Source organism: Mesorhizobium sp. B2-6-2 (assembly GCF_006440615.1).
GTDB lineage: Bacteria > Pseudomonadota > Alphaproteobacteria > Rhizobiales > Rhizobiaceae > Mesorhizobium.
This window is the reverse complement of the sequence record NZ_VFUG01000001.1, coordinates 149,796-175,678: the sequence shown is the minus strand read 5'-3', so window position 1 is coordinate 175,678 and position 25,883 is coordinate 149,796. Positions and strand designations below refer to the sequence as shown.

Sequence of the window (25,883 nt, the reverse complement as noted above, 5' to 3'; positions counted from 1 at the left end):
GTCTTGGCCCGCCTGCTGCCGCAACATTGTTGATCGCCCTCTATGCGATTGTCGTCTCGCGCGTCTTGCCGGGCAATGTCGACGTGTCGTGGCTGCTGACCGTCGGCGACCGCGTGCTGAGCGGCGAACGCCTCTATGTCGACGTCGCCGAGGCCAATCCGCCCTTTTCCACCTGGCTCTATCTGCCATTCCTGATTCTTGAGCGGTTGACCGGGCTTTCGGCGGAGCTCTGGGTGGGGCTCGGCATGGCAGTGCTGGCAATCGGTTCGGTCTGGCTTTCAGCTCGAATCCTTGTACGTGCCGACCAAACGCTGACGCGATTCGTCTGGGCAGTTCCGGTCCTGGTGTTTCTTCTGCTTGCGCTGTCCCCGGCGGATTTCGGCCAGCGCGAACAAATCGCAGTCATCTGCCTTTTGCCTTGGCTGGCGCTGCTTGCGGCACGCGACCGGACAGCGGATTTCCGCGCCGGCAGCACGGCCGAGCGGCTTGCCGCCGGGCTTGGCGCCGCGATTTTCGTCATGATCAAACCGCCCTTCAGCGTGCTGGCATTGGCTGCGCCGGTGCTGGTCCTTGCCGCGCAGCGACGCTCGGCGCGGCCTCTGCTGACGACCGAGAATGTCTTCGGCGCTGTTTTGACCGTCGCCTATCTGGTCGTGCTTGTGGTTTTCATGCAGCCCTTCTTCACCGATGTCCTGCCTTTGCTGCGCGAGGTCTATTTGCCGATGCGCTTGCCGGTCGTCGACATGTTGATGCTCTTGCCGGTGAAGATTTTCGTGGCCATGGCCGCGGCAACGTTGGCCATGGCCTACCCTGACCGGCCCGATCGCGATGCGAAGATCCTGCTGCTGGCAGGTGTTGGCTATGTCCCTGGGTTTGTCGTCTTGGGCAAAGGCTGGACCTATCAGGCGATGCCGTTCCTGACGCTCGGCATGTTGGCCTTTGTGCTCCAGTTTATCCGGTTGCGGCCACAGCGCGACCTGCCTGTGCTGGCAAAGGCGGGTGTCGGGTTCGGTCTGCTTTTGCTCGTCACGACCGTCGCGCCACGGCAGGGCCTGGCATTCGTCGAACCGCGTGGCGATCTCGACGCGGCGACGGCCGCCATCAACCGGATCGCCGATCACCCGACCTTTATATCGATCGGCTCGGCGCTGCAGATCGGCAATCCGCTCGTCCGAATGACCGGCGCTCGCATGGTTGGGCGCCACCCGTCCGGCTGGATGGTCAATGATGCCCAGGTCCTGATCGAATCTGGGCCAGATATCGCGACCCGGCTCAGGCTCGCATCCTTGCGGGCGGACTACACGCAGGCGATCGCCAGTGAGTTGGCCACGAAACGGCCCGATATCGTTGCCGATGACGGAACCACAGGACCGGACGTACCGGTAAAGCTCCATCTGACGCAGCCGCACGCAACGGCGCCGTTGCGTGACAGCCCTTTGATCGCAAAGGCTTTGCGGGACTATCGTCTGCTCTATCAGAACGCCTTTGTAACCCTGTTCATCCGCAGCGATATCGCCGAACGCAATTAGGGCGGCACTGGCTAATCGAGATCAATTGGCGCTTATCGGCATCGCGCTTTTCCTGCCGCTGATGTCATTGATGGCGTGGTGCGCGCGGGGCGAGGTACGGGTGCTACAGCGCAACGCCGGAATTAGTCAGGCACGAATACCCGCGACCGCCTCAAATTATAGCCGCCATTCTTCGTACTTCCTGCGGCGAACGGAAGGCTGCGGCGCCGAGCCTATCGCTGCGCATGTATCCTGGGATTGCTTCAGGCTAGGGACGGTTCTCCCGAGAGTTGAGCCTTCCGGCCTCTCGTCCATATCGAATGCAGCATCCACGCGGCAAGAAACAGCGGGATCAGGACAGCGACGCAATATCCGCCCCAGGTGAAAAAATGCACGACGAAAGGTCCGAGCCAGCAAATCGCCAGGATCAGCCGAGGCGGCCTGGAAACCATCGCGGCGAGCATCGCCGCCGCTACGGCCACACCGATCGTGTCGTAGGTGTAGCCATAGGGCGTGGCCAGGATCGCAAGGACAGCGGTAAGCACCACGCGTTCCTGATGCGAGACCACGCGGCCCGGCCGCCAGAGCCAGATCGCCGCGGCGATGGAAGCGATGGTCGCGATCGCCTGCACGCCATAGGCGGAGGTCACCCCGGCGCCGAAGGCTCTCGCCGTGAAGAACACCGTTATCGCGTTGTACTGATAAGGCTGCGGATAAGGCGCCTCCATGATCGCCGTCATCAAGGGGCGGGTTTCGGTCAGGAACAGGCGCCAGACATCGAAGCCGAAGAACAGGCCGGTGGCGACGGCGATCACGACGCTGGTGCCGATGGCCGCGAGAATGGCGCGCCAGTTGCCGCTGGCGAGCAGGCAGAAGGGCACGAGAATGCCGAGATGCGGTTTGATCGTCAACAGGCCGAACAGGATCCCGGCCAGCAGCGGACGCCTGGGCGCCACGACAAGGCCTCCGATCAACAGCGCGGTGGTCAGCGCGCCGTTCTGGCCGAACACCGAGTTCCAGATGACGGCGGGGCTCAAGACAATCGCCAGTTCCAGGGCAGCTCCGAGCTTCAGCGGCCGGATCGCCAGCCACAGGCACAGCACGGTCCCGACCGTCCAGATCAGATAGGCGGGCAGAATCGGCAAGGTGGCAAGCGGAACGCCTAGCAGGAGGATGTTCGGCGGATAGCTCCATTCCTGATTTGGAAGGTCGGGTGAGAACATCGCGCGCAGCGCCGCGCGGTAGGCCTCCACGTCGAAGAGAACGGCAACGTGGCCCTCGATGGCCATGCGCGAACCTGCCCAGAGGTTGGTGAAGTCCCAGTAGGGGAGCCTGTGCGAAAGTTCGGAAAACCCTCGGTCGTCGAGGTTCCACAACATGCTCAGGTAGAATTCGGTCATCCACAGAGCGATGATCGACACGACCGTGACGATGGCCACGTCCAAAAGGCTTCTGGTTCTGATCCAATCAGGTTGCATGGCGATCTCGGTTTCGCAACCGCGGTTGTAGCCCGGGTATGCTTAAGATCGCGTTGCCCCGACGCCAGGCATGCTCAGCCAGGCACCGTCACCCGCCGCAACGTCAGGTTGATGCGGCCGCCATTCTTCAGCAGCGCCGACGTCGCGGGATAGATGCGATCGACGCCGTGGAAGGCGAGGCGTCCTTCGCCGCCAAGCACGACGACGTCGCCGCTCTTCAGCCTGAACGACTTGGTGCCGCCTTCGCGCCTGTCCGGGCCGACCCGGAACAGGCAGTCGTCGCCCAGCGAAACCGATACCACGGGCGCGGCGAAATCCTGTTCGTCGCGATCCTGATGCAGGCCCATTTTGGCATCCGCCGAATAGAAGTTGACCAGGCATGCCTCGGGCGGATGCGGATATGCCGAGACCTCGCGCCATAATTCCAGCAGGATTTCCGGGATCGGCGGCCAGGGCTCGCCGGTCACCGGATGCGTCGGCTGATAGCGATAGCCGCGCTCCTTCTCGGTCACCCAGCCAAGCGCGCCGCAATTGGTCATGCGCACGCTCATCTCTTTGCCGGTGCGCGGCATGGCCGGCACGTAGAGGGGTGCGGCCTGCACGATGCGCCTGATCTCCTCGACCAGCGCTTCCTGGGCCGGGCGCGCGAGGTAGCCCGGCATATGGCGGACGCCTTTGGGCAGAACGAGCATGGATCGATCCGGTTACCGATGCGGTTGACTGGCCGAGCATGCCACCGGCAAAAGAAAACGGCGACCCGAAAGCCGCCGTTTCCAGATTCCCGTGATATGGCCGGTCAGGCCTGGTCGATATCCGGTATGCGCAGCACCTGGCCGGGATAGATCTTGTCGGGATGCGTCAGCATCGGCTTATTGGCCTCGAAGATGATGTTGTTCTTCGCGCCCTTCCCCTTGCCGTAGGATTTCTCGGCGATCTTCCAGAGGTTGTCTCCCTTCTGGACGGTATAGAGCGTCGGTTCCTTGGCCGGCGCCGCCGTGCCGGCCTCGGGCGCGACCTTCAGCTCGTCGGCTTGCACCTTGGAAACGCCCAGCGTGTTGCCGACGGCGATCACCGCCTTTTCGAAGACCGACTGATCGTTGACTGTACCCTTCAACACCGCAGTGTCGCCCTGGACGGTCACCTGGACGCCGTCCGTGCCCAGCTTGTGCGAGTCGAGTTCCTTCTTCAACGTGTCCGCGTTTGGCGATGCCTCATCGTCGCCGCCGATGCCGAGCTTCTTGCCGACGCCTTTGACAAAATCGAAAATACCCATTGCTGGTCTCCTCGTTGTTGCAGCAATCGGAGCCTGCCATCTGCAACCCTGAATTGGAAGCAGCTAATCCAACCGTGCTTAGAGCGTTTCACCGTTTCACGGAAACGGCGAACCGCTCTGTCTCTTGTTTTGACGCAATTCCGAACGGAAAACCGCTCTCACTTTTCCTGGAATTGCTCTAATCGTTCTCGACTCGGCCGCGCAGCTTCTTCACCGTCGACCGGCCTGCCTTGCTCTTCAGGCGGCGCTCGACGGCGCCTTTGGACGGCCTGGTCTTCTTGCGCGGTGGCGGCGGCGGCTCGGCCGCCTTGGCGATCAGGGCGGTCAGCCGCGCCCGCGCGTCGGCGCGGTTCTGCTCCTGGGTGCGGAAGCGGCCTGCCTCGATGACGATGACGCCGTCCTTGGTGGCGCGCTGGCCGGCCAGCTTGAGGGCGCGCTCGCGCACGCGCTCGGACAGGCCGGATGCGTTCGCCGCGTCGAAGCGCAGCTGTACGGCGGTGGCCACCTTGTTGACGTTCTGGCCGCCCGGGCCGGAGGAGCGGATGAAGTCCTCATGCAGGTCGCCAGGACGGATGACCGCTTCGCCGGAGATGATGATATCGTCGTCGCTTGCCATGCACGCACTCATGACGCGACGGCGGCAAAAAGAAAAGGCCCGGCGCGAGCCAGGCCCTGGAGGAAGACATTGGCAGTGACTGCTATTCAGCCGCTTCCTGCATCCGCGGCGCCGCGCCGAGGATGGTCGCGTCGACATGGCGTTCGAACTTCTCGAAATTGACGGCGAACATGTTGACCAGCTTCGCGGCCTGGCGGTCGTAACCGGCCTTGTCCGCCCAGGTCGAGCGCGGGTCGAGAATGGCGCCGTCGACACCGGGGACCGCCACCGGCACCTCGAAGCCGAAATTGGCGTCGGTGCGGAACTCGGCCGACTTCAGCGAACCGTCGAGCGCGGCGCCCAGCAAGGCACGCGTCACCTTGATCGGCATGCGGCGGCCAGTGCCGTAGGCGCCGCCGGTCCAGCCGGTGTTGACCAGCCAGCAGTCGACGCCATGGCCGGCGATCAGCTCGCGCAGCAGATTGCCGTATTCGGACGGATGGCGCGGCATGAACGGGGCGCCGAAGCAGGTCGAGAACGTCGCCTCCGGCTCGGTGACGCCCTTTTCCGTGCCGGCAACCTTGGCGGTATAGCCCGACAGGAAATGGTACATCGCCTGCGCCGGCGTCAGCCTCGCGATCGGCGGCATGACGCCGAAGGCGTCTGCGGTCAGCATGATGATGTTCTTCGGATGCCCGGCACGGCCGGTCTTCGAGGCGTTGGGGATGAAGTCCAGCGGATAGGCGCAGCGCGTGTTCTCGGTCAGGCTGCCATCGTTGAAATCCGGAACGCGGCCGGCGTCGAGCACCACGTTCTCCAGCACCGTGCCGAAGCGCTGCGTGGTGGCGAAGATCTCCGGTTCGGCCTCCGCCGACAGCCTGATTGTCTTGGCGTAGCAGCCGCCCTCGAAATTGAAGATGCCCTGCGGGCCCCAGCCATGCTCGTCGTCGCCGATCAGCGTGCGCGAGGGGTCGGCCGACAGCGTCGTCTTGCCGGTGCCGGACAGGCCGAAGAAGACGGCCGCGTCGCCGTCCGCACCTTCATTGGCCGAACAGTGCATCGGCATCACGCCCCTTGCCGGCAGCAGATAGTTCAGCATGGTGAAAACCGACTTCTTCATCTCGCCGGCATAGGAGGTGCCGCCGATCAGAACGATCTTGCGGGTGAGGTCGACCGCGATCACCGTTTCGGTGCGGGTGCCGTGACGTGCCGGATCGGCGCGGAAGGAGGGCAGGTCGATGATGGTCAGCTGCGGCACGAAACGCTCGATCTCCGCGGCTTCGGGACGGATCAGAAGATTGCGGATGAACAGCGAGTGCCAGGCGAATTCGGTGATGACCCGGGTCGGCAGCTTCAGATTGGCGTCGGCGCCGCCGACGAGGTCCTGCACGTAGAGGTCCTTGGCGGCTGCATGTGCCTTGAAATCCGCCAGCAGCGCTTCGAACTCGCCCGGTGAGATCGCCTTGTTGTTGTCCCACCAGACCTGGCCGCCGGTCGCCTCGTCGCGCACGACGAATTTATCCTTCGGCGAACGCCCGGTGTGCTGGCCGGTCTCGGCGACCAGCGCGCCCTGCGCGGTCAACCTCGCCTCGCCGCGCCGGATCGCTTCCTCGTAGAGTTCGGCCGCGCCAAAATTATAGCGTACCATGCCCATTGTCTTCAGGCCGATCGCGTCGATGGCGCAGTCGGGGTTGCGTTTGCCGGCTTCCGACATCAAATTTCCTCTCTGGATTGGCCGCATCTGACGGGTTACTTCCCGGAGCCCGCGCTGGGGCCGTCAGGTTCAGAACCAGAAAAGCCGAATGATATCAAATCATTAATCGATTTAAAAAATTTGAAAGTTGTTTAAATCGTTTATATGTGCAAAAAACCATAGAGGTTGCCCAAAGGATTGGCAGGCTCGGTTCGTCCAATCCCACTGTGGGTGCGATGGCGTGTGACGGCAGGCCGCCCGTGACTTCGGACAAGGCCCGTGCCACATTTTGTACCCAATTTGTCCTGCAAAAGCCCCTTCTCGACGACAGAAGGGACAGCTCATGAGGGAGCCGCTTGAAATGGCAACAATCGCGCTTGTCGACGACGACCGCAACATTTTGACCTCGGTATCGATCGCGCTCGAATCCGAGGGCTATCGGGTCGAAACCTACACCGATGGCGCGTCGGCGCTGGAGGGCCTGGCGGCGCGACCGCCGAACCTCGCCATCCTCGACATCAAGATGCCGCGCATGGACGGCATGGAGCTGTTGCGCCGCATGCGCCAGAAATCGGACCTCCCGGTCATCTTCCTGACGTCGAAGGACGACGAGATCGACGAATTGTTCGGCCTCAAGATGGGCGCCGACGACTTCATCCGCAAACCGTTCTCGCAGCGCCTGCTTGTCGAGCGCGTGCGCGCCGTGCTGCGCCGCACCAGCGCCCGCGAGGCGGCGGCCAAGGCGCCCAGCCAGCAGGCCCGCTCGCTCGAACGCGGCCAGTTGGTGATGGACCAGGAGCGGCACACCTGCACCTGGAAGGGCGAGCCAGTGACGCTGACGGTGACCGAATTCCTCATCCTGCATTCGCTGGCGCAGCGCCCGGGTGTGGTAAAAAGCCGTGATGCGCTGATGGATTCAGCCTATGATGAACAGGTCTATGTCGACGACCGTACCATCGACAGCCACATCAAGCGGCTGCGCAAGAAGTTCAAGGCCGTCGACGACGACTTCGAGATGATCGAAACCCTTTACGGAGTCGGGTACCGGTTCCGCGAAGCTTGAGATAGTGAATGGTGAATAGTCAATGGTGAATGGTACGAGCGGCCCGCTCTATGACCTGCCTCTATCTTTGAGGCCCATGTTTCCATTCACCATTCACCATTCACCATTGACCGTTCACCAAACAGGGCCTGCTATTCGATGGCAGTGGAAGTAGAGCGAGGCAGACGGGCGGGCGCGGCAAGGCGTCCGCCGCGGATCGTGCCCGCCTTCGTTTCGAAAATCACGGTGCCGATGCGCCGGTTTCTCGGCCATCACATCTTCTCCAGCCTGACGCGGCGCATCCTGTTCCTCAACCTGGCCGGCCTCGCCGTGCTGGTCACCGGCATCCTTTATCTCAACACCTTTCGCGACGGGCTGATCGACGCGCGTGTCGAAAGCCTGATGACGCAGGGCGAGATCATCGCCGGCGCGATCGCGGCTTCGGCGACCGTCGAGACCGATTCGATCAGCATCGATCCGGAAAAGCTGCTGGAGCTGCAGGCGGGCGAAAGCCTGGGGCCGGGGTCGGACCAGCTCGACAACCTCGATTTCCCGATCAATCCCGAGCGCGTCGCGCCGGTGCTGCGACGCTTGATCTCGCCGACGCGCACCCGCGCCCGCATCTATGACCGCGACGCCAACCTGCTGCTCGATTCGCGGCATCTTTATTCGCGCGGCCAGATCCTGCGCTACGACCTGCCGCCCGTCGACGACGAGCAGCCGGGCGTGGTGGAGCGAGTGGAGAAGTTCATCTTCGACTTCTTCCGCAACAAGGACCTGCCGGTCTACCACGAGCAGCCCGGCGGCAACGGCGCGGCCTTTCCCGAAGTGGTCAAGGCGCTGACCGGCAGCCCTTCGACCATCGTGCGGGTGAGCGAGCAGGGCGAACAGATCGTTTCCGTCGCGGTGCCGATCCAGCGCTTCCGCGCCGTGCTCGGCGTCTTGATGCTGTCCACCGAAGGCGGCGACATCGACAAGATCGTCGCGGCCGAACGCAAGGCGATCCTGCGCGTGTTCGGGGTGGCGGCGCTCGTCACCGCGATCCTGTCGATGCTGCTCGCCTCCACCATCGCCAATCCGCTGCGCCGGCTTTCCGCCGCCGCCGTCAGGGTGCGGCGCGGCGTCAAGAGCCGCGAGGAAATCCCCGATTTTTCCGATCGTCAGGACGAGATCGGCAATTTGTCCATTGCCGTGCGCGATATGACGAACGCGCTGTACGCGAGAATCGAGGCGATCGAAAGTTTCGCCGCCGACGTGTCGCACGAATTGAAGAACCCGCTGACGTCGCTGCGCAGCGCCGTGGAAACGCTGCCTTTGGCGAAAAACGATGCCTCCCGCGCGCGCCTGATGGAGATCATCCAGCACGATGTGAGGCGGCTCGACCGCTTGATCACCGATATCTCGGATGCGTCCCGCCTCGATGCCGAGCTGGCGCGCGACGATGCGGCGACCGTCGACCTGAAGAAGTTCATCACCGACCTCATCGCCGTCTCGCGCGAGACGACGCGCAACAAGAAGGCCGTCGAGATCGACCTCAAGGTCGCCAAGCTGCCGGCCGGCGCCAAAGGCTATTTCGTCGTCGGCCATGACCTCAGGATCGGTCAGGTCATCACCAACCTGATCGAGAACGCGCGTTCCTTCGTGCCTGACGAGCATGGCCACATCGCGATCTCGTTGGCGCGCGCCGGCAAGTTCAACATCATCACCGTCGACGACAACGGCCCGGGTATCCGCGCCGAGAAGATCGATCGCATCTTCGAGCGCTTCTATACCGACCGGCCGGCCGGCGAAGCATTCGGCCAAAACTCCGGCCTCGGGCTGTCGATCAGCCGCCAGATCGTCGAGGCACATGGCGGCACGCTGACGGCCGAGAACATCCCCGGCACCAAGCCCGGCGAGATCAAAGGCGCGCGTTTCGTGGTGACGCTGCCGGCGGAAGGCTGATCGCCGAACCGACATGCCAAGCGCCGCCGCAAAGCCCCGCAACATCCATGGGACGGCCATACTGGTCGGCGAGCGCGGCGTGCTGATCACCGGGCCGTCCGGCGCCGGCAAGACGACGCTGGCGCTGGCGCTTGTCGATCATTGCCGCGCGCAGGGCCTTTTTGCCCGGCTGGTCGGCGACGACCAGTTGTTTGCGGCCGCGCATCGCGGCCGGCTGGTATGCCGCGCGCCGGCGAGCATCGCCGGCCTCGCCGAGGTGCATGGCATCGGACCGCGGCCGCTGGCTTTCGAACCGGCCGCCGTGATCGACCTTGTGGCGCGGCTTGTCGAACCGGCGGACATGGCGCGTCTGCAGGACGAGACCACGGAGACGATCGGCGGATGCCGGCTGCCCCGCGTCGACATCGCCCGGCGAAATGTCACCGCCGCGTTGCCCATGCTGATGGCGCGGCTCTCGATCCAGCCTTTTTCATGATCCGCTCCGGTTTTTTTGCTGCGATGCGTCAAAATGGCCCGGGCCGCCGCAATTTTGGGCTTGTCAACCGGCCGTGCGTCGACAAGATAGCGCTCCCGCCGCCTGGAATGGCTGGCGAACATAAGATACGCCTGTGAAGCGGCGATGACGGGAGCCACCAGAGAATGATCGGACTCGTGCTCGTAACGCACGGTCAACTCGCTACCGAGTTCCGACATGCCGTAGAGCATGTCGTCGGGCCGCAAGACAGTTTCGAAACCGTGGCGATCGGCGCCGACGACGACATGGAGCAGCGCCGGGCCGATATCGTCGACGCGGTCGCGCGCGTCGACACCGGCGCAGGCGTCATCGTGCTCACCGACATGTTCGGCGGCACGCCTTCCAACCTCGCCATCTCGGTGATGGAATCCGGCCGCACCGAGGTCATCGCCGGCATGAACCTGCCGATGCTGATCAAGCTCTCCTCGATCCGCAAGGGCGACAACATGGCAGCCGCGCTCGACGAAGCGCAAGCGGCGGGCCGTAAATACATCAACGTCGCCAGCCAGCTCCTGAGCAGCAAATGAACGCATCGGCGCCGCGGACGGATGAGGTGGTGCGGGAGTTCCCGATCATCAATCAGCGCGGCCTGCATGCGCGCGCTTCGGCCAAGTTCGTCCAGGTTGCCAGCGGCTTCGACGCCACCATCCATGTCGAGAAGGATGGCGTGAAGGTCGGCGGCACCTCGATCATGGGCCTGATGATGCTGGCGGCGAGCCCGGGCTATTCGATCCGCGTCATCGCCAGCGGCCCGGAAGCCGTGCCGGCCATGGACGCGTTGGAGCAGCTGATCGCCTCGCGTTTCGGCGAGGAAATCTAGTTCCTCAGCACAGGGATTTTGACCGGTCGGCTCTGTTTGCGTTGGCAGGCGGCATGCCTTGGAGATTTGGCCGAAAACGCCCATCGCGTCGTTGCGGCGGCTTCAACCAATCCCCGGCGTTTGTGCTGATTCACCGAACATCTCGCTTTTCCGAAGACATGCGCGCATAAAGATTTCTTTATGTCCCATTGTCGTGCGGCGACCGATCTGGTAGTCAAGCCGGCAACCGCGCCCTCCCATGCGCCTCCCGGCGTCGGCGCGCCTTGAGAAAAAATCACACCGGAGCACTGCCATGACGGGTAGCAAGGACTATGTGGTCGCCGACATCTCGCTTGCCGGCTGGGGCCGCAAGGAGATCGAGATCGCCGAAACCGAAATGCCGGGCCTGATGGCCTGCCGCGAGGAGTTCGGCGCCAAGAAGCCGCTGAAAGGCGCGCGCATCACCGGCTCGCTGCACATGACCATCCAGACGGCGGTGCTGATCGAGACGCTGAAGGCGCTGGGCGCCGACGTCCGCTGGGCCTCCTGCAACATCTTCTCGACCCAGGACCACGCGGCCGCGGCCATCGCCGAGGCCGGCATTCCGGTCTTCGCCATCAAGGGCGAGTCGCTGGAAGACTATTGGGACTACACCGACCGCATCTTCCAGTGGACCGATGGCGGTACCTCCAACATGATCCTGGACGATGGCGGCGACGCCACCATGTACATCCTGCTCGGCGCGCGCGCCGAGGCCGGCGAGGACGTGCTGTCCAATCCCGGCAGCGAGGAGGAAGAGATCCTGTTCGCCCAGATCAAGAAGCGCCTGAAGGCTTCGCCCGGCTTCTTCACCAAGCAGCGGGAAGCGATCCGCGGCGTCACCGAGGAGACCACCACCGGTGTCAACCGCCTCTACCAGCTGCAGAAGAAGGGCCTGCTGCCCTTCCCGGCGATCAACGTCAACGATTCCGTCACCAAGTCGAAATTCGACAACAAATATGGCTGCAAGGAATCGCTGGTCGACGGCATCCGCCGCGGCACCGATACGATGATGGCCGGCAAGGTCGCGGTGGTCTGCGGCTATGGCGATGTCGGCAAGGGCTCGTCGGCCTCGCTGCGCGGCGCCGGCGCGCGCGTGAAAGTCACCGAGGTCGATCCGATCTGCGCGCTGCAGGCGGCGATGGACGGCTATGAGGTGGTGACGCTGGAAGACGCGGCCCCGACCGCCGACATCGTCATCACCACCACCGGCAACAAGGACGTCGTCACGCTCGACCATATGCGGTCGATGAAGGACATGGTGATCGTCGGCAATATCGGCCACTTCGACAATGAGATCCAGGTGGCGTCGCTGCGCAACCTGAAATGGACCAACGTCAAGCCGCAGGTGGATTTGATCACCTTCCCGGATGGCAAGCGGATGATCCTTCTGTCCGAGGGCCGCCTGCTCAATCTCGGCAACGCCACCGGCCATCCCAGCTTTGTCATGTCGGCCTCGTTCACGAACCAGGTGCTGGCGCAGATCGAGCTTTTCAGCAAGCACGGCCAGTACGAGAACCAGGTCTATGTGCTGCCCAAGCACCTCGACGAGAAGGTCGCGCGGCTGCATCTCGACAAGCTCGGCGCCAAGCTGACCGAGCTGTCCGGCGAACAGGCCGCCTATATCGGCGTGACGCCGCAGGGCCCGTACAAGCCTGAACACTACCGCTATTAACCAAAGCGAAATTATCTACCATATATTGAAGCCGGGTGGTTGACTTTCCATCCGGCTTTATTTTTTGCGCCAATGATTCTTCACGCCGATTCCAGCAAGCGTTATTGTTGTGATTCGCGGTCCGGGGACATGTTGGGCCGGGGACGCATCAGGGCGGTCTTGCATTCAAGCGGCGAAGAGGACCAAGACATGCCGGGGGATTACCCGCCACGCGCGGGAACGGCCGTTTCCGGCGGCCATGAGGATTCGAACGATGCCGGCCCCGGCGTGAGCCGCGGCGGTTTTCGTGCCGGCTCGCGGCTGGCCTTGCTGCTTGCGACCTCGACGCTTGCCGGCCCGCTGCTCGCCTTTACCGCCCACGCCGAGACGGGCATTCCGGTAAAGGCCGCGGCGCCGGTCAGCACGCTCGAGGTCATGCAGCTCGCCATGTTCGTGGGCGTCATGGGCGCGGCACTGGTTTCGGCCATTTTCCTTATCCGCGAGCGCGCACGCACCGCCTCGCAGAACCTGCAGCTCAGGGCCCGCATCGCGGACGTCAACGCGGCGCTGCAGCGTTCGGAGGCGCTGCTCAATCTGCGCGACCAGCGCCTGATCGTGTGGACCACGGACAACAAGAAACCCGAACTCATCGGCAGCCTGCCGCTGGAAAGCGGCGCGCCTGACGACAGGTCCGCCTTCCTCGCCTTCGGCCGTTGGCTGATGCCGCGCTCGGCGGCGGCGTTGGAGCACGCGGTTGCCGCCTTGCGCGAGCAGGCGAAGACCTTCGATCTGGTCATCGAAACGCAGGCCGGCGTGCCGCTGGAGGTGCATGGCCGCAAGAGCGCGGCGCATGTGCTGGTGCGCTTCGTCTCGCTGTCGGAGACGCTGCGTAACCAGGCCAGGCTGAAGATCGAGAACCAGCGGCTCAGCGCCGACTACGACACCATGATAGGCCTACTCGACGCGTTGAAGATGCCGGCATGGCTGCGTGGCGCGGACGGGCGATTGCAATGGGTCAACCGCGCCTATGCCGAGGCCGTGGAAGCAGGAAGCGCCGCCGCGGCCGTGCGCGACGCGACGGAATTCCTTGGCGGCCAGGCGCGCGATCAGATCGCCGAGCAGCACAAGTCGCGCCCGGTCTTCGAACAGACGCTTTCCACCGTGATCGAAGGCGATCGCCGCATGTTCGCGGTCACCGATTTCGCCGGCGCCGACGGTTCGGCGGGGCTCGCCTGCGACACCAGCGCTGCCGAGACGATCCGCGCCGAATATGAGCGGACCGTGCGCAGCCATGCCGACACGCTCGACCAGTTGAACACCGCCGTGGCGATCTTCGACACCGAGGAAAAGCTGCGCTTCTTCAACCAGGCCTTCCAGAAGCTGTGGGGCCTCGACTCGGGCTTCCTGCTCAGCGCTCCCTCCAACACGCTGCTGCTCGACCGGCTGCGGAGCGAAGGCAGGATCGCCGAGCAGCCGGAATGGCGGCGTTGGAAGGAAAACCTGCTCAGCGCCTATCGCGCCGTCGAATCCCAGGAACACTGGTGGCACCTGCCGGACGGCAAGACGATCCGCGTCGTGGCGAACCCGCAGCCGAAGGGCGGCGTCACCTGGGTGTTCGAGAACCTGACCGAGAAGATGGACCTCGAAAGCCGCTACCAGACCGCCGTGCGGGTGCAGGGCGAGACGCTGGACAATCTCGCCGAAGGCGTGGTCGTGTTCGGTCCGGACGGGCGGCTGCGGCTGTCCAATCCGGCCTTCGTCGCGCTGTGGGGGCTGACGGTGGAGGCGGTCAAGCCGAATGTCCATGTTTCGGCGATCCGCGACCTGTGCGACCAGCGTGCGGCGAACAGCCCCTGGGGCGGCTTCGTGGCCGCGGTCACCGGCTTCGACGACGAGCGCCGCGACCGCCGCGGCCAGATCGAGCTTGTCGACGGGACGGTGCTGAGCTACGCGGTGATCCACCTGCCCAACGGCCAGGTGATGATCACCTTCGTCGACGTCACCGACACCGTCAACGTCGAGCGGGCGCTGAAGGACAGGAACGAGGCGCTGGAGAAATCCGACCAGCTGAAGAACGAATTCGTGCAGCACGTTTCCTATGAGCTGCGCTCGCCGCTGACCAACATCATCGGCTTCACTGAGCTTCTGTCGCTGCCCGCGACCGGACCGCTGACGCCGAAGCAGCGCGAATATGTCGAGCATGTCGGCTCGTCGTCGTCGGTGCTGCTCACCATCGTCAACGACATCCTCGACCTGGCGACCGTCGATGCCGGCATCATGCAGCTCGACATCTCCGAAATGAACATCGACCGGACGATCGCCGCGGCCGCCGAGCTGGTCGCCGACCGGCTGGACGAGCATCAAATCAAGCTCGAGATCGATGCGGCGGAGGCGCCGGCGAGCTTCCATGGCGACGAGACCCGCATCCGCCAGATCCTCTACAACCTGCTCAGCAACGCGGCCAATTATGCGCCGGAGGCGAGCACGATCCGGCTTACCTGCCGCCGGCTGGCCGACGGCGTCGGGTTCTCGGTGCATGATGACGGCCCCGGCATGCCGCCGGACGTGCTGGAATCGGTCTTCCGCCGCTTCGAGCCGCGCACCAATGGCGGACGGCGGCGCGGCGCCGGGCTGGGGCTCTCGATCGTCAAGAGCTTCGTCGAACTGCATGGCGGAACCGTGCGCATCGAGACCGGCCAGGACAGGGGCACCACGGTGATCTGCACCTTCCCGGACAAGCCCTCCGGAATCCCCGATACGCCGGCGGGCATCCGCGACGCGGCCGAGTAGCGCGGCCCGTATGGCAGGAACGGTGCTGGAGCGTTTTCTCGCCGACGAGGCGGCAACGGCAAGGCTTGGCGAGGACCTTGCCATGGCATTGCGCGCTGGCGATGCGATCGCGCTGAAAGGCGATCTCGGCGCCGGCAAGTCGACGTTGGCCCGCGCGCTGATCCGGGCGCTTGCCGACGACGCCAATCTCGAAGTGCCGAGCCCAACCTTCACCCTGGTGCAAAGCTACGAGACGCGCATTCCGGTGCATCATTTCGACCTCTATCGGCTGTCCGCGCCGGACGAGCTCGACGAGCTCGGCCTCGACGACGCGCTCAGCCAAGGCGCGGCGCTCATCGAATGGCCGGAACGGGCCGCAGACCGCTTGCCGGAAACGGCGCTGTGGATCGATCTTGCCGAGCAGGGCGAAGGCCGCGTGGCAAGGCTGTCCGGGCAGGGACCGGTTTTCGAGCGCGTGGCGCGATCGCTGACGATGCGCGATTTCCTGGCCTCCGCCGGATGGGGCGAAGCCAGCCGCCGCCATTTCGTCGGCGACGCCTCCGCCCGCTCCTATGAGATCGTCGCGCTGCCCGGCCAAGCGCCGCGCGTGCTGATGAACTCGCCGCGGCTCGTGCTCGGGCCGCCGGTTCGCGACGGCAAGCCCTATGCGGTGATCGCCCACACGGCGCAATCCGTCGTCGCCTTCGTCGCCATCGACCGGGCGCTGCTTGGGGCCGGCGTCAGCGTGCCGGCGATTCATGCCCAGGATCTCGACCAGGGTTTTCTGCTCATCGAGCATCTCGGCTCGGAAGGTTTCCTCGGCCGCGACGGCCAGCCCATCGCCAAACGCTATGAGGCGGCGGCCGAATTGCTGGCCATGATGCATGGCAAGACCTGGCCCACACGCTTGGAAGCGGCGCCCGGCGTATTCCACGACGTGCCGCCTTTCGACCGGGAAGCCATGCTGATCGAGGCCGACCTTTTGGTCGACTGGTATGTGCCATGGATCACCGGCGAACCGGCAAACGACGCGTTGCGGGCAGGCTACCACGAGGTATGGAACGCGCTCCTCGATCGCCTGGCAGGCAGCGAATACACGCTGATGCTGCGCGACTTCCATTCGCCCAACATCATCTGGCGGGCCGAGCGCGCCGGCCTCGACCGGCTGGGCATCGTCGATGTGCAGGACGCGCTGATCGGGCCTGCCGCCTATGACGTCGCTTCCTTGGCGATGGATGCGCGCGTCACCATCTCACCCGAGATCGAGTGGCGCACCGTCGCGGCTTATGTCGCGGCGCGGCGCGCCGCCGGCGCTTTCGACGAAGCCGGCTTCGCCGAGGCCTATGCGATCATGGCCGCGCAGCGCAATTCGAAGATCCTCGGCATCTTCGTGCGGCTCGAAAAACGCGACGGCAAGCCTTACTATCTGAAGCACCTGCCGCGCATCCGCGATTATCTGAGGCGGGCGCTGGCGCATCCGGCGCTTGCCGGCCTGAAGGATTTCTACATGGCCCACGGCCTGCTCGAGGAACGGGTCCCATGAAGCCGGCGACCGCGATGGTGCTGGCTGCCGGGCTTGGCAAGCGCATGCGGCCGATCACCGACACGATGCCGAAGCCGCTGGTGAAGGTCGCCGGCAAGACCTTGCTCGACTGGGGGCTGGACAGCCTGAAAGCCGCCGGCGTCGCCAAGGCCGTCGTCAACGTGCACTATCTGCCGGAGCAAATCGTCGCGCATGTCGCCGACCGCAAGGTGCCGAAGATCGTCATCTCCGACGAGCGCGAGGCGCTGCTGGAATCGGCGGGCGGCATCGTCAAGGCGCTGCCGCTTCTGGGTGGCGAGCCCTTCTACGTCATCAATGCCGACACCTTCTGGATCGACAGCGGTCAGCCCAGTCTCGAGCGTCTTGCCCTTGCATGGGACGCCGCGAGAATGGATATTCTGCTGATGCTTACCGATCTCGACTCAGCGACCGGGCATTGCGTCGGCACCGATTTCTTTGTTGCCCCCGATGGAGCTCTACGGCGCTCGAAGGGCGATGCGGCGGGCCTGATCTATGCCGGCGCCGCCATCATCCACCCGCGCGTCTTCAAGGACGCGCCCATGGGCTCGCATTCGCTCAATGTCTATTTCGACAAGGCGATCGCCGCAGGGCGCCTGTTCGGCATGAAGATGAACGGGCGCTGGATCACCGTCGGCACTCCGGACGCCATTCCGGCGGCCGAGGCAGCCGTGGCCGGTGCCCTAGCGAAGGCGGTATGAGCGGCACGCGCCGCGTCTTTTCCATTCCGCCCGGAGCGCCGTTCCTGCCGACGCTGGCGGGGGCGTTGCTCGACGGGCGCCTGATCCCCGGCTTCCGCTTCGACGGCGACCCGCTGGCGCTCGCCGACGCCACCATCTATGTGCCGACGCGCCGCGCGGCGCGGGCGCTGCGCGGCGCCTTCGTCGACGTTTTAGGAAAACGCTCCGCCATCCTGCCGACGGTGCGGCCGCTTGGCGAATTCGACGAGGAGGAGGCCGCTTTCGACGCGGAAGCGGCGCCGGCAATAGACCTCGCGCCGCCGATCGCCGCGCAGGAGCGGCTGCTGTTGCTGGCACCGCTGGTGCGCGCCTGGAAGGAAAGCCTGCCGGCGCACATAAGAGAGCGGTTCAACGAGGAATTCGTCGTGCCGACCTCGGCCGCCGACGCCATCTGGCTGGCGCGCGACCTTGCCCGGCTGATGGACGAGATCGAGACCGAAGGCACGGACTGGGCGAAGCTCGCGACGCTGGTCACAGGCAACCTTGCCGGATGGTGGCAGGTGACGCTGGATTTCCTCGGCATCGTCACCGACAACTGGCCGGAATTGCTCAAGGAGCGCGACCGCTCCAATCCGGCCGCGCATCGCAGCGCGCTGATCCGGCTGGAGGCGGCGCGGCTGAAGCGCACTCCGCCGGCCGGACCGGTGATTGCCGCCGGTTCGACCGGCTCCATCCCCGCCACGGCGGAACTGCTTGGCGTGATCGCCGGACTGCCCAATGGCGCCGTCGTGCTGCCCGGGCTCGACCGGGAGCTCGACGACGCATCCTTCACGGCGATCACGGCGCCCGGCGCGCGTCCGGCGACGCTCGGCCACCCGCAATACGGCCTCGCCAAGCTGATCGGCGGCATCGGCATTCCGCGCCGGGACGTCGAGGACATCGTCGCCGCGCCACCGCCGCTTGCGTTGCGCGCCACCCTGGTCGGCGAGGCGCTGCGGCCGGCCGAAACCACCGAATACTGGACCGAGACACGGCCGCGCTTCACGGCACTCGACGTCGAACAGGCGCTTGGCGGCGTGACGCTGGTGGAAGCGGCGAACGAACGCGACGAGGCAGCGGCAATCGCAATCGCGCTGAAGCGCGCCGTGGAGGCTCCGGGCAAGCGCGCAGCGCTCGTCACCGGCGACCGCGCGCTGGCGCGGCAGGTTTCGGCCGAGCTGCTGCGTTTCGGCGTCGTCGCCGACGATTCCGGCGGCGCGCCTTTAGTCAACACACCGGCCGCCAGCCTGCTCAGGCTCGCGCTGAGCGCCGCCTTCCGGCCGGGCGATCCCGTCGGCCTGCTTGCCTTGCTCAAGCATCCGCTGCTCGGGCTCGGCCTCGAACGCCAGACCGTGCGCAAGGCGGCCGAGCTTATCGAGCTGGTGGCGCTGCGCGGCGGCACCGGCCGGCCCGATGTCGCATCGCTCGGCGCGCTTTTCGAGACACGGCTGGCGGAGCTGAGCGGCGACACAAGGCAGCCCTTCTGGTTTTCGCGCCTGACCGTGCGCGGCATCGAGCAAGCGCGCGGAATGCTTGGCCGTCTTACCAATTCGCTCTTGCCGCTCACCGCGATCCGCGACGAGAAAGACGCCGACATCGCGACGCTGACGCGCGCAAGCGTCGTCGCGCTGGAGGATCTGGGCCGCGCCGCCGACGGCGGCCTGGCGGAGCTCTACGCCGGCGATGCCGGCGAAAAGCTCGCCGAGCTGCTGCGTGGGTTAGTGGCCGCGTCCTCGCCCTTCACTTTCGCCGCTTCGGAGTGGCCCGACGTGATGCAGGCGCTGATCGCGCCCGAGACGGTGAAGCCGGCGCAAGGCACCGATCGCAACATCGCCATCTGGGGCGCGCTGGAAGCCCGGCTGCAGAATGTCGACACGCTGGTCATCGGCGGGCTGAACGAGGGCGTGTGGCCGCGCAAACCCGAGAGCGACCGATTCATGTCGCGGCTGATGAAGACCGGCATCGACCTCGAGCCGCCGGAGCGGCGCATCGGCCTTGCCGCGCATGATTTCCAGATGGCGATGGGCGCCGGCGAAGTGGTGCTGACGCGTTCGGCACGCTCGGGCGACGCGCCGGCGGTGCCGTCGCGCTGGCTGCAGCGCATCCTGACCTTCCTCGGCAAGGAGCCGGCGGCGGTACTGCGCGGCCGCGGCGACGCGCTGCTTGCCTGGGCGCGCACGCTCGATGCCGGCGAGAAGAAGGATTTTGCCTCCCGCCCGCAGCCGAAGCCGCCGCTCAGCCTGCGTCCGCAGCATTTCTCGGTCACCGAGATCGAGACGCTACGCCGCGACCCCTATGCGGTGTATGCGCGGCGCATCCTCGGCCTGATGCCGCTCGAGCCGTTGATCCGCGATCCGGGCGCCGCCGAACGCGGAACTTTGTTCCATGAGATCCTGCATTTGTTCTCGCGGCGGGTCGAGGATCCAAGGGCGCCGAGCGCGCTGGCCAGCCTCATCGAAGCGGGCCGTACCTGCTTTGCCGACGCAAAGCTTCCGCCGGATATCGAGGCTATCTGGTGGCCGCGTTTCGAAAAGCTCGCCGAAAACATCATCGAATGGGAGCATGGCCGCGCCGACGCGGTAGCGAGGCGCTATGCCGAGGAGCGCGCCGAGAAGACGGTGGTCGGCCGCACCGGGGTGACGCTTTCCGGCTATGCCGACCGCGTCGACCTGCTTGCCGGCGGCATGGCCGACATCCTCGACTACAAGACCGGCTCCTCGCCCTCGAAAGCGCAGGCGCACACGCTGCTGTCGCCGCAGCTTGCATTGGAGGGCGCGTTGCTCAGGCGCGGCGCCTTCAAGGAGCTCGGCATTCGCGAGCCCTCACAGCTTGCCTTCGTGCGGCTGAAGCCGAATGGCGAGGTGTTCGAGGAATCGATCCTCGAATACAACCGCAAGCCGCGCACCGCCAATGATCTGTCCGAGGAAGCCTGGGCGCGGCTGGAACGGCTGCTTTTCCACTATGCCGACCCGACCACCGGCTATCTGTCGCGCGCCCTGCCCTTCCGAGAGGGCGAGGCCGACGGCGACTACGATCATCTGGCGCGCGTGCTGGAATGGTCGGCCGGCGGCGCCAGCGAGGACGAGGCGGAAGGATGAAATATCCGATCCCCTCCGATACCGCCGCCAGCCAGGCGCGCGCCTCCGATCCCGCCTACTCTGCCTGGGTGTCGGCCAATGCCGGTTCGGGCAAGACGCATGTCTTGGCGCAGCGCGTCATCCGGCTTCTGCTCAACGGCACCGACCCGTCGAAAATCCTGTGCCTCACCTACACGCGGGCTGCCGCCGCCAACATGTCGAACCGCGTGTTCTCGACCCTGTCGGAATGGACGGCGCTGCCAGATGCGGAACTGGCGATCAGGATCGCGGCGCTGGACGGCCGCGGCGCCGACCGCGACATGATGCGGCGCGCGCGCCGGCTGTTCGCCGAGGCGCTCGAGACGCCGGGCGGGCTGAAGATCCAGACCATCCACGCCTTTTGCGAATCCGTGCTGCACCAGTTCCCGCTCGAAGCCAACATCCCGGCGCATTTCGAGATGCTCGATCCGCAGATGGAGGCCTCGCTGTTCGCGGACGCCCGCCGCGACATGATCTCGGGCGCGGGCGCCGGCGTCGAAGGGCTGGCGGAAGCCTTTGCCACCGTGCTGGAACGCGGCGGCGAGTTCGGGCTCGATACGCTGCTTGCCGAGATCGTCGGCAAGCGCGATGAATTGCGCGGTTTCATCGCCAAGTTCGGCAAGAATCGGGACTTCCGGCCGCTTTTCGCCGAATTCGGCTTCAGGTCTGAACAGACGGCCGAGGACATTGCTGCTTCGCTGTGGCCGCTGCCTGGCTTTTCGCCTGGCCAGTTCGCCGAATTTGCTCGCGCCGCCGAGGCAGCCGACGCCAAGCAGGTGTTGAACAATGTGCTGCCCTATGCGCAGAGCGCCTTTGCCGAGGCCGATCCGATCCGGCGGCTGCGCCTGCTCGCCAAGGCATTCCTGCGTGCGGACGGCGACCCCTACGATCCGCCCAAAATCTTCAGGAAGGCGCTGGTCGACCGCCTGCCCGACCTGCCGGACCGCTATTTCGTGGTGGCGAAGGCAATCCTCGACGTAACCGACCGGCTGGCGCTGTTCCGCATGCTGGAAGGGACAGCGGCAGCGCTCACCGTCGCCGGCTGGCTGATCGCGCGCTATGAGCAGTTGAAGCGCGGACGGGGCTTCCTCGACTTCAACGACCTCATCACCCGCACGGTCAGTCTCTTGTCGCGACCGGATGCCGGCCCCTGGGTGCAGTTCAAGCTCGACCAGGGCATCGACCACATCCTGCTCGACGAGGCGCAGGACACCAGCCCGGACCAGTGGGAAGTGGTGAAGAAGCTGACGGAAGAGTTCTTTGCCGGGCTTGGCCAGCGCGAGGCGGTGCGCCGGACTGTCTTTGCCGTCGGCGACGAGAAGCAGTCGATCTATTCCTTCCAGGGCGCGGCGCCCGATTCCTTTGCCGAAAGCCGGCTATTGTTCGCCGGCCGCGTGCGCGACGCGGAGGCCGCCTTCGCCAATCTCAAGCTCACCTGGTCGTTTCGTTCGAGCGACGACGTGCTGGCTGCAGTCGACCGCGTCTTTGCCGAGCCTGGCGTCAGGCGCGGTATCAGCCACGATCCAGACCCTTTGAGCCACAAGGCGATCCGCAATGACGCGCCGGGCTATGTCGAGGTGTGGCCCTCGGTCGGCGCCGAGATGGTCGAGGAGCCGGACGATTGGACGCTGCCGGTCAACCATGCCAGCGCACCGGCGGTGCGTGTCGCCGAGCACGTGGCAACGACCATCCAGAACTGGCTGCGCAGCGGCGAGGTCATCGAAGGCAAGGGCAGGAAACTGACCGCCGGCGACATCCTGGTCCTGGTGCGCAAGCGCGATCGTTTCGTCCATGCGCTGTCGCGCAGCCTCAAGAACCGGCAGATCCCGGTCGCCGGCGCCGACCGGCTGAGCCTGCCCGGCCATATCGCCGTGCAGGACCTGATCGCGCTCGGACATTTCCTGGTCCAGCCGGAGGACGATCTTTCCCTGGCCGCCGTGCTGCGTAGCCCGATCTTCGAGGTTTCGGAGGAAAGCTTGCTCGCGCTCGCCGGATCGAGGCCCAAGGGCCAGTCGCTGATCGCCTCGCTCAGGCAACATGCGGCCGAGGATGTGGCACTCGCCGCTGTCGTTAGCCGGCTCGACGGCTGGGCAACCGAAGTGGCTTTCAAGCCGGTGTTCGAATTCTACGCCGCCGCGCTGGCGCGCGACGGGTTGCGCCGCAAGATGACGGCGCGGCTGGAACCCGAAGCCGGCGATATCCTCGACGAATTCCTGAGCTTCTGCCTGGCCGAGGAACGCACCGGCCTGCCGGGGCTGGAATCCTTCCTCTCGACGCTGGAAAATGCCGGTCCCGAGATCAAGCGCGAGATGGACCAGACGCGCGACGAGGTCCGCGTCATGACCGTGCACGCCGCCAAGGGTCTCGAAGCCCCGGTGGTTTTCCTGGTCGACGGCGGCTCGGCGCCGTTCAGCGACCAGCATCTGCCGCGGCTGATGCCGTTCGAGGGCTCGGGCGCGCAATGGAAAGGCAAGGGCTATCTGTGGCGCTCGGCCAGCGACGTCGCCAATGGCGTCTCCAAGGCGGCTTCGGTCCGGGCGCGCGAATTGGCAGACGACGAATACCGGCGGCTGCTCTATGTCGGCATGACGCGCGCCGAGGACCGGCTGGTCGTCTGCGGCTATCACGGCAAGCGTCAGCCCAGCCCCGGCACGTGGCATTCGATCGTCAGCCGCGCGTTGCTCGGCGCGCCTGAGAGCTCCGAGCGCCGGCATCCGGCGACGGCCGAGGTGGCGGTACATCGCTTCCACATGACGAGGCTGCCGCCGGTGGCATTGACCGGCATCGACGAGGCAGGGCCGTTCGAGCACACAGCGCCGCTGCCTGAAGACCTGTTCCGGCCGCTGCCGCCCTATGAGGAACTGCCGCGGCCGCTTTCGCCTTCCGGCGCCTCGGCGCTGATCGACGAGGCGAAAGAAGCCGTCCCCGACACTCGCTCGCCGGTGCTCGACGCCGCCGCCGAACCCGGCTTTGCGATCATGCGCGGCCTTGCCCTGCACAAATTGCTGCAGGTGCTGCCCGGCATCGCGGAGGAGGAAAGGCGGGGCGCCGCCGAGCGTTACCTGGCGCGCGCCGGCGCCGCCTGGCCGGACGGCGAGCGCGACAAGGCGCTGGACGCGGTGCTCGCCATCCTGTCCGACAACCGCTTCGGCGCGCTGTTCTCGCCGTTGTCACGCGCGGAAGTCGCGGTGATGGGCAGCCTCGAGGCGAAGGGCAAGCTGCGCTCGATCTCCGGCAAGATCGACCGGCTGGCGGTCACGCCCGAAAAGGTATCGATCATCGACTACAAGACCAACCGACCGGCGCCCGGGAACCTGGCCGAGGTGCCGCCTGCCTATGTGCTGCAGCTTGCGCTCTACCGCGCGCTGCTTCAGCCGCTCTATCCGGGCCGCGAGGTGACAGCGGCGCTGCTGTTCACCGAGGCGCCGCGCCTGATCGAGCTGCCCGCCCCCTCCATGGATGACGCCCTTGCCCGACTCACGGCAGCGTGACACAAGAACTGCTTGAACATCGCCGCCAAAACCACCACATTTGGTGCAACCCGAGTTTTCGAAAGGATTTCAGCATGGCCACCGTCAAGGTCGACAAGGGCAATTTCCAGGCCGATGTGCTCAACGCCAAGGAGCCGGTCGTGGTGGATTTCTGGGCGGAATGGTGCGGCCCCTGCAAGATGATCGCGCCGGCGCTGGAAGACATCGCCAACGAGCTTGGCGCGAAGATCAAGGTCGCAAAGCTCAACATCGACGAGAACCCGGAGCTTGCCGCGCAGTACGGCGTGCGCTCGATCCCGACGCTGATGATCTTCAAGGGCGGCGAAGTCGCCGACATGAAGGTGGGCGCCGCGCCGAAGACCGCGCTGTCGCACTGGATCAACGGCAGCCTCGCCTGAGCCAATCTGAAGTTTTCAAGATCCAAGCCCGGCCATCGCGCCGGGCTTTTCTTTGGCGTCATGGCTCGTTGCGCTCTGGCTCTCGCCTGCGGGCACTCCGTGTCCTCTGTTCGCAGGAAAGGGAGAGCTCCATGACCGGAACCGCCAAGGCCATAGTTCACGTCGACAATGAGCGCGTCATCGTCACCGAATACCGCTTCGCGCCGGGCGCCAATACCGGCTGGCACCGCCATGGCCACGACTATGTCGTCGTGCCGCTGATGGACGGCAAGGTGAAGCTGGTGACCAAGGACGGCGAATCCTTCGCCGAGATGAAGCAAGGCGCGCCCTATTTCCGCCGGGAGGGTGTCGAGCACGACGTCATCAATGCCAATGACGGCGAATACGCCTTCATCGAGATCGAGCTGAGGTAGGGCGGCCGTGATTGCCGGCTTGCACGTTTCCTTTCCGGCCTCGTGCGGGATGTCGTGGGTCTAACGCCTCTCCTCGCCTTTGCCGGTTTTGCGGCCGTGGCCGCTTATGTCCAGACCCTGACGGGCTTCGCCTTCGGCCTGGTGATGATGGGCGCGATTGCGCTTGTCGGCTTGCTGCCGCTGCCCGACGCAGCCGCGATGGTCGGCATGCTGACCCTGGTCAACGCCACGCAGATGCTGATCCAGGGCGGCTGGCGCGAGATTGCGCGCCGGGAGCTAAGGCTTATCCTGGTCGCAAGCCTTCCTTCCTTGCTCGTCGGTTATGCCCTGTTGGAATGGCTGGCGGACACGCGGGCCGACCTGCTGAAAATCGGACTCGGTCTGGTCATCATGATGTCCAGCCTGCAACTGGCCATCAGGCCTGCCGGCTTGGCAAAACGGTCGTCGGACGCGAGTTTCGTCGGCTTCGGTGTCGTTTCGGGCCTGATGAGTGGGCTGTTTGCGACCGGCGGCCCGCCGCTCGTTTATCATCTCTTTCGCCAGCCAATGCCGCATGTACGAATCCGCGAAACGCTGGTCACCGCTTTCGGGGCCGCGCAGGTGGTCCGGCTTATCCTGGTGGCGGCAAGCGGCAACCTGCCGACCATGTCGCCTGTCGCGCTCGTCGTCGCCATACCGGCCGTAATGCTGATGACCTATTCGGCACGCCGCTGGCCACCGTCATTGTCGCAAGGGACAATGCGAAAGATCGTCTTTGTTCTGCTTTTCCTGTCAGGGCTCTCGCTGGCGCTTCCCACCGCGATGCATCTTGCCGTCTAGGGCGCTCCAGGAAAGGCGGAAGGTGGCAAGCCATCAATTGCCATCTTGATGGCTTGCT

The 25,883-nt window shown here is 65.3% G+C and carries 20 protein-coding genes; 15 read left to right on the top strand and 5 right to left on the bottom strand.

Going from position 1 to position 25,883, the window contains the following annotated elements; all coding sequences use genetic code 11:
- The first annotated feature begins 29 nt into the window (after positions 1-29).
- A complete protein-coding gene (locus FJ419_RS00960) occupies positions 30-1,529 on the top strand; it encodes a hypothetical protein (protein WP_140686845.1) in 1,500 nt (499 codons plus the stop codon).
- 242 nt (positions 1,530-1,771) lie between these two features.
- Here the strand turns inward: FJ419_RS00960 and FJ419_RS00955 are convergent, their stop codons facing one another.
- From FJ419_RS00955 to FJ419_RS00935, 5 genes are all read right to left on the bottom strand, one after another.
- The gene (locus FJ419_RS00955; protein ID WP_181170567.1) at positions 1,772-2,947 is read right to left on the bottom strand and encodes a glycosyltransferase family 87 protein; all 1,176 of its coding nucleotides are present in this window, start codon (positions 2,945-2,947) and stop codon (positions 1,772-1,774) included.
- 113 nt (positions 2,948-3,060) lie between these two features.
- A complete protein-coding gene (locus tag FJ419_RS00950; RefSeq protein ID WP_140686843.1) occupies positions 3,061-3,678 on the bottom strand; it encodes an alpha-ketoglutarate-dependent dioxygenase AlkB in 618 nt (205 codons plus the stop codon).
- A 104-nt stretch (positions 3,679-3,782) separates the two neighbouring features.
- Positions 3,783-4,259 carry a peptidoglycan-binding protein LysM gene (gene lysM / locus FJ419_RS00945; protein WP_140543261.1) on the bottom strand — a complete coding sequence of 159 codons (477 nt, stop codon included), beginning with the start codon at positions 4,257-4,259 and terminating at the stop codon, positions 3,783-3,785.
- Positions 4,260-4,437: 178 nt separating this feature from the next.
- Positions 4,438-4,875 carry an alternative ribosome rescue aminoacyl-tRNA hydrolase ArfB gene (gene arfB / locus FJ419_RS00940; protein ID WP_140686842.1) on the bottom strand — a complete coding sequence of 146 codons (438 nt, stop codon included), beginning with the start codon at positions 4,873-4,875 and terminating at the stop codon, positions 4,438-4,440.
- 82 nt (positions 4,876-4,957) lie between these two features.
- A complete protein-coding gene (locus FJ419_RS00935) occupies positions 4,958-6,568 on the bottom strand; it encodes a phosphoenolpyruvate carboxykinase (RefSeq protein WP_140686841.1) in 1,611 nt (536 codons plus the stop codon).
- A gap of 340 nt (positions 6,569-6,908) precedes the next feature.
- Between FJ419_RS00935 and FJ419_RS00930 the strand changes: the two genes are divergently transcribed.
- From FJ419_RS00930 to FJ419_RS00860, 14 genes are all read left to right on the top strand, one after another.
- On the top strand, positions 6,909-7,610 hold the full coding sequence (locus FJ419_RS00930) for a response regulator transcription factor (RefSeq protein WP_006201274.1): 702 nt from the start codon (positions 6,909-6,911) through the stop codon (positions 7,608-7,610).
- A gap of 138 nt (positions 7,611-7,748) precedes the next feature.
- The gene (locus FJ419_RS00925; protein ID WP_140546871.1) at positions 7,749-9,533 is read left to right on the top strand and encodes a sensor histidine kinase; all 1,785 of its coding nucleotides are present in this window, start codon (positions 7,749-7,751) and stop codon (positions 9,531-9,533) included.
- Between the two features lie 13 nt (positions 9,534-9,546).
- Positions 9,547-10,008, top strand: coding sequence for an HPr kinase/phosphorylase (locus FJ419_RS00920; protein ID WP_140686840.1), 462 nt, complete (start codon positions 9,547-9,549; stop codon positions 10,006-10,008).
- A gap of 164 nt (positions 10,009-10,172) precedes the next feature.
- Positions 10,173-10,574: a PTS sugar transporter subunit IIA gene (locus tag FJ419_RS00910; protein ID WP_140546869.1), complete on the top strand. Its 402-nt coding sequence runs from the start codon at positions 10,173-10,175 to the stop codon at positions 10,572-10,574.
- Positions 10,571-10,867: an HPr family phosphocarrier protein gene (locus FJ419_RS00905; RefSeq protein WP_095767997.1), complete on the top strand. Its 297-nt coding sequence runs from the start codon at positions 10,571-10,573 to the stop codon at positions 10,865-10,867. The genes FJ419_RS00910 and FJ419_RS00905 overlap by 4 nt, the downstream gene beginning before the upstream one ends.
- Positions 10,868-11,159: 292 nt before the next feature.
- On the top strand, positions 11,160-12,560 hold the full coding sequence (gene ahcY / locus FJ419_RS00900; RefSeq protein WP_140686839.1) for an adenosylhomocysteinase: 1,401 nt from the start codon (positions 11,160-11,162) through the stop codon (positions 12,558-12,560).
- Positions 12,561-12,749: 189 nt separating this feature from the next.
- Positions 12,750-15,329, top strand: a complete 2,580-nt coding sequence (locus FJ419_RS00895; RefSeq protein ID WP_140686838.1) for a PAS domain-containing sensor histidine kinase — start codon at positions 12,750-12,752, stop codon at positions 15,327-15,329.
- Positions 15,330-15,339: 10 nt separating this feature from the next.
- On the top strand, positions 15,340-16,851 hold the full coding sequence (gene tsaE / locus FJ419_RS00890; RefSeq protein ID WP_140686837.1) for a tRNA (adenosine(37)-N6)-threonylcarbamoyltransferase complex ATPase subunit type 1 TsaE: 1,512 nt from the start codon (positions 15,340-15,342) through the stop codon (positions 16,849-16,851).
- Positions 16,848-17,570 carry a nucleotidyltransferase family protein gene (locus FJ419_RS00885; RefSeq protein WP_140686836.1) on the top strand — a complete coding sequence of 241 codons (723 nt, stop codon included), beginning with the start codon at positions 16,848-16,850 and terminating at the stop codon, positions 17,568-17,570. Before tsaE ends, FJ419_RS00885 begins: the two co-directional genes overlap by 4 nt.
- Positions 17,567-20,686 carry a double-strand break repair protein AddB gene (gene addB, locus FJ419_RS00880; RefSeq protein WP_140686835.1) on the top strand — a complete coding sequence of 1,040 codons (3,120 nt, stop codon included), beginning with the start codon at positions 17,567-17,569 and terminating at the stop codon, positions 20,684-20,686. The genes FJ419_RS00885 and addB overlap by 4 nt, the downstream gene beginning before the upstream one ends.
- Positions 20,683-24,195, top strand: coding sequence for a double-strand break repair helicase AddA (addA, locus tag FJ419_RS00875; RefSeq protein WP_140686834.1), 3,513 nt, complete (start codon positions 20,683-20,685; stop codon positions 24,193-24,195). Before addB ends, addA begins: the two co-directional genes overlap by 4 nt.
- A gap of 74 nt (positions 24,196-24,269) precedes the next feature.
- Positions 24,270-24,593 (top strand): thioredoxin, encoded by a 324-nt coding sequence (trxA, locus tag FJ419_RS00870; protein ID WP_095767992.1) that lies wholly within the window; start codon positions 24,270-24,272, stop codon positions 24,591-24,593.
- A 131-nt stretch (positions 24,594-24,724) separates the two neighbouring features.
- Positions 24,725-25,006: a cupin domain-containing protein gene (locus FJ419_RS00865; RefSeq protein ID WP_140686833.1), complete on the top strand. Its 282-nt coding sequence runs from the start codon at positions 24,725-24,727 to the stop codon at positions 25,004-25,006.
- 42 nt (positions 25,007-25,048) lie between these two features.
- Positions 25,049-25,825: a sulfite exporter TauE/SafE family protein gene (locus FJ419_RS00860; protein WP_348642806.1), complete on the top strand. Its 777-nt coding sequence runs from the start codon at positions 25,049-25,051 to the stop codon at positions 25,823-25,825.
- Positions 25,826-25,883 lie beyond the last annotated feature (58 nt).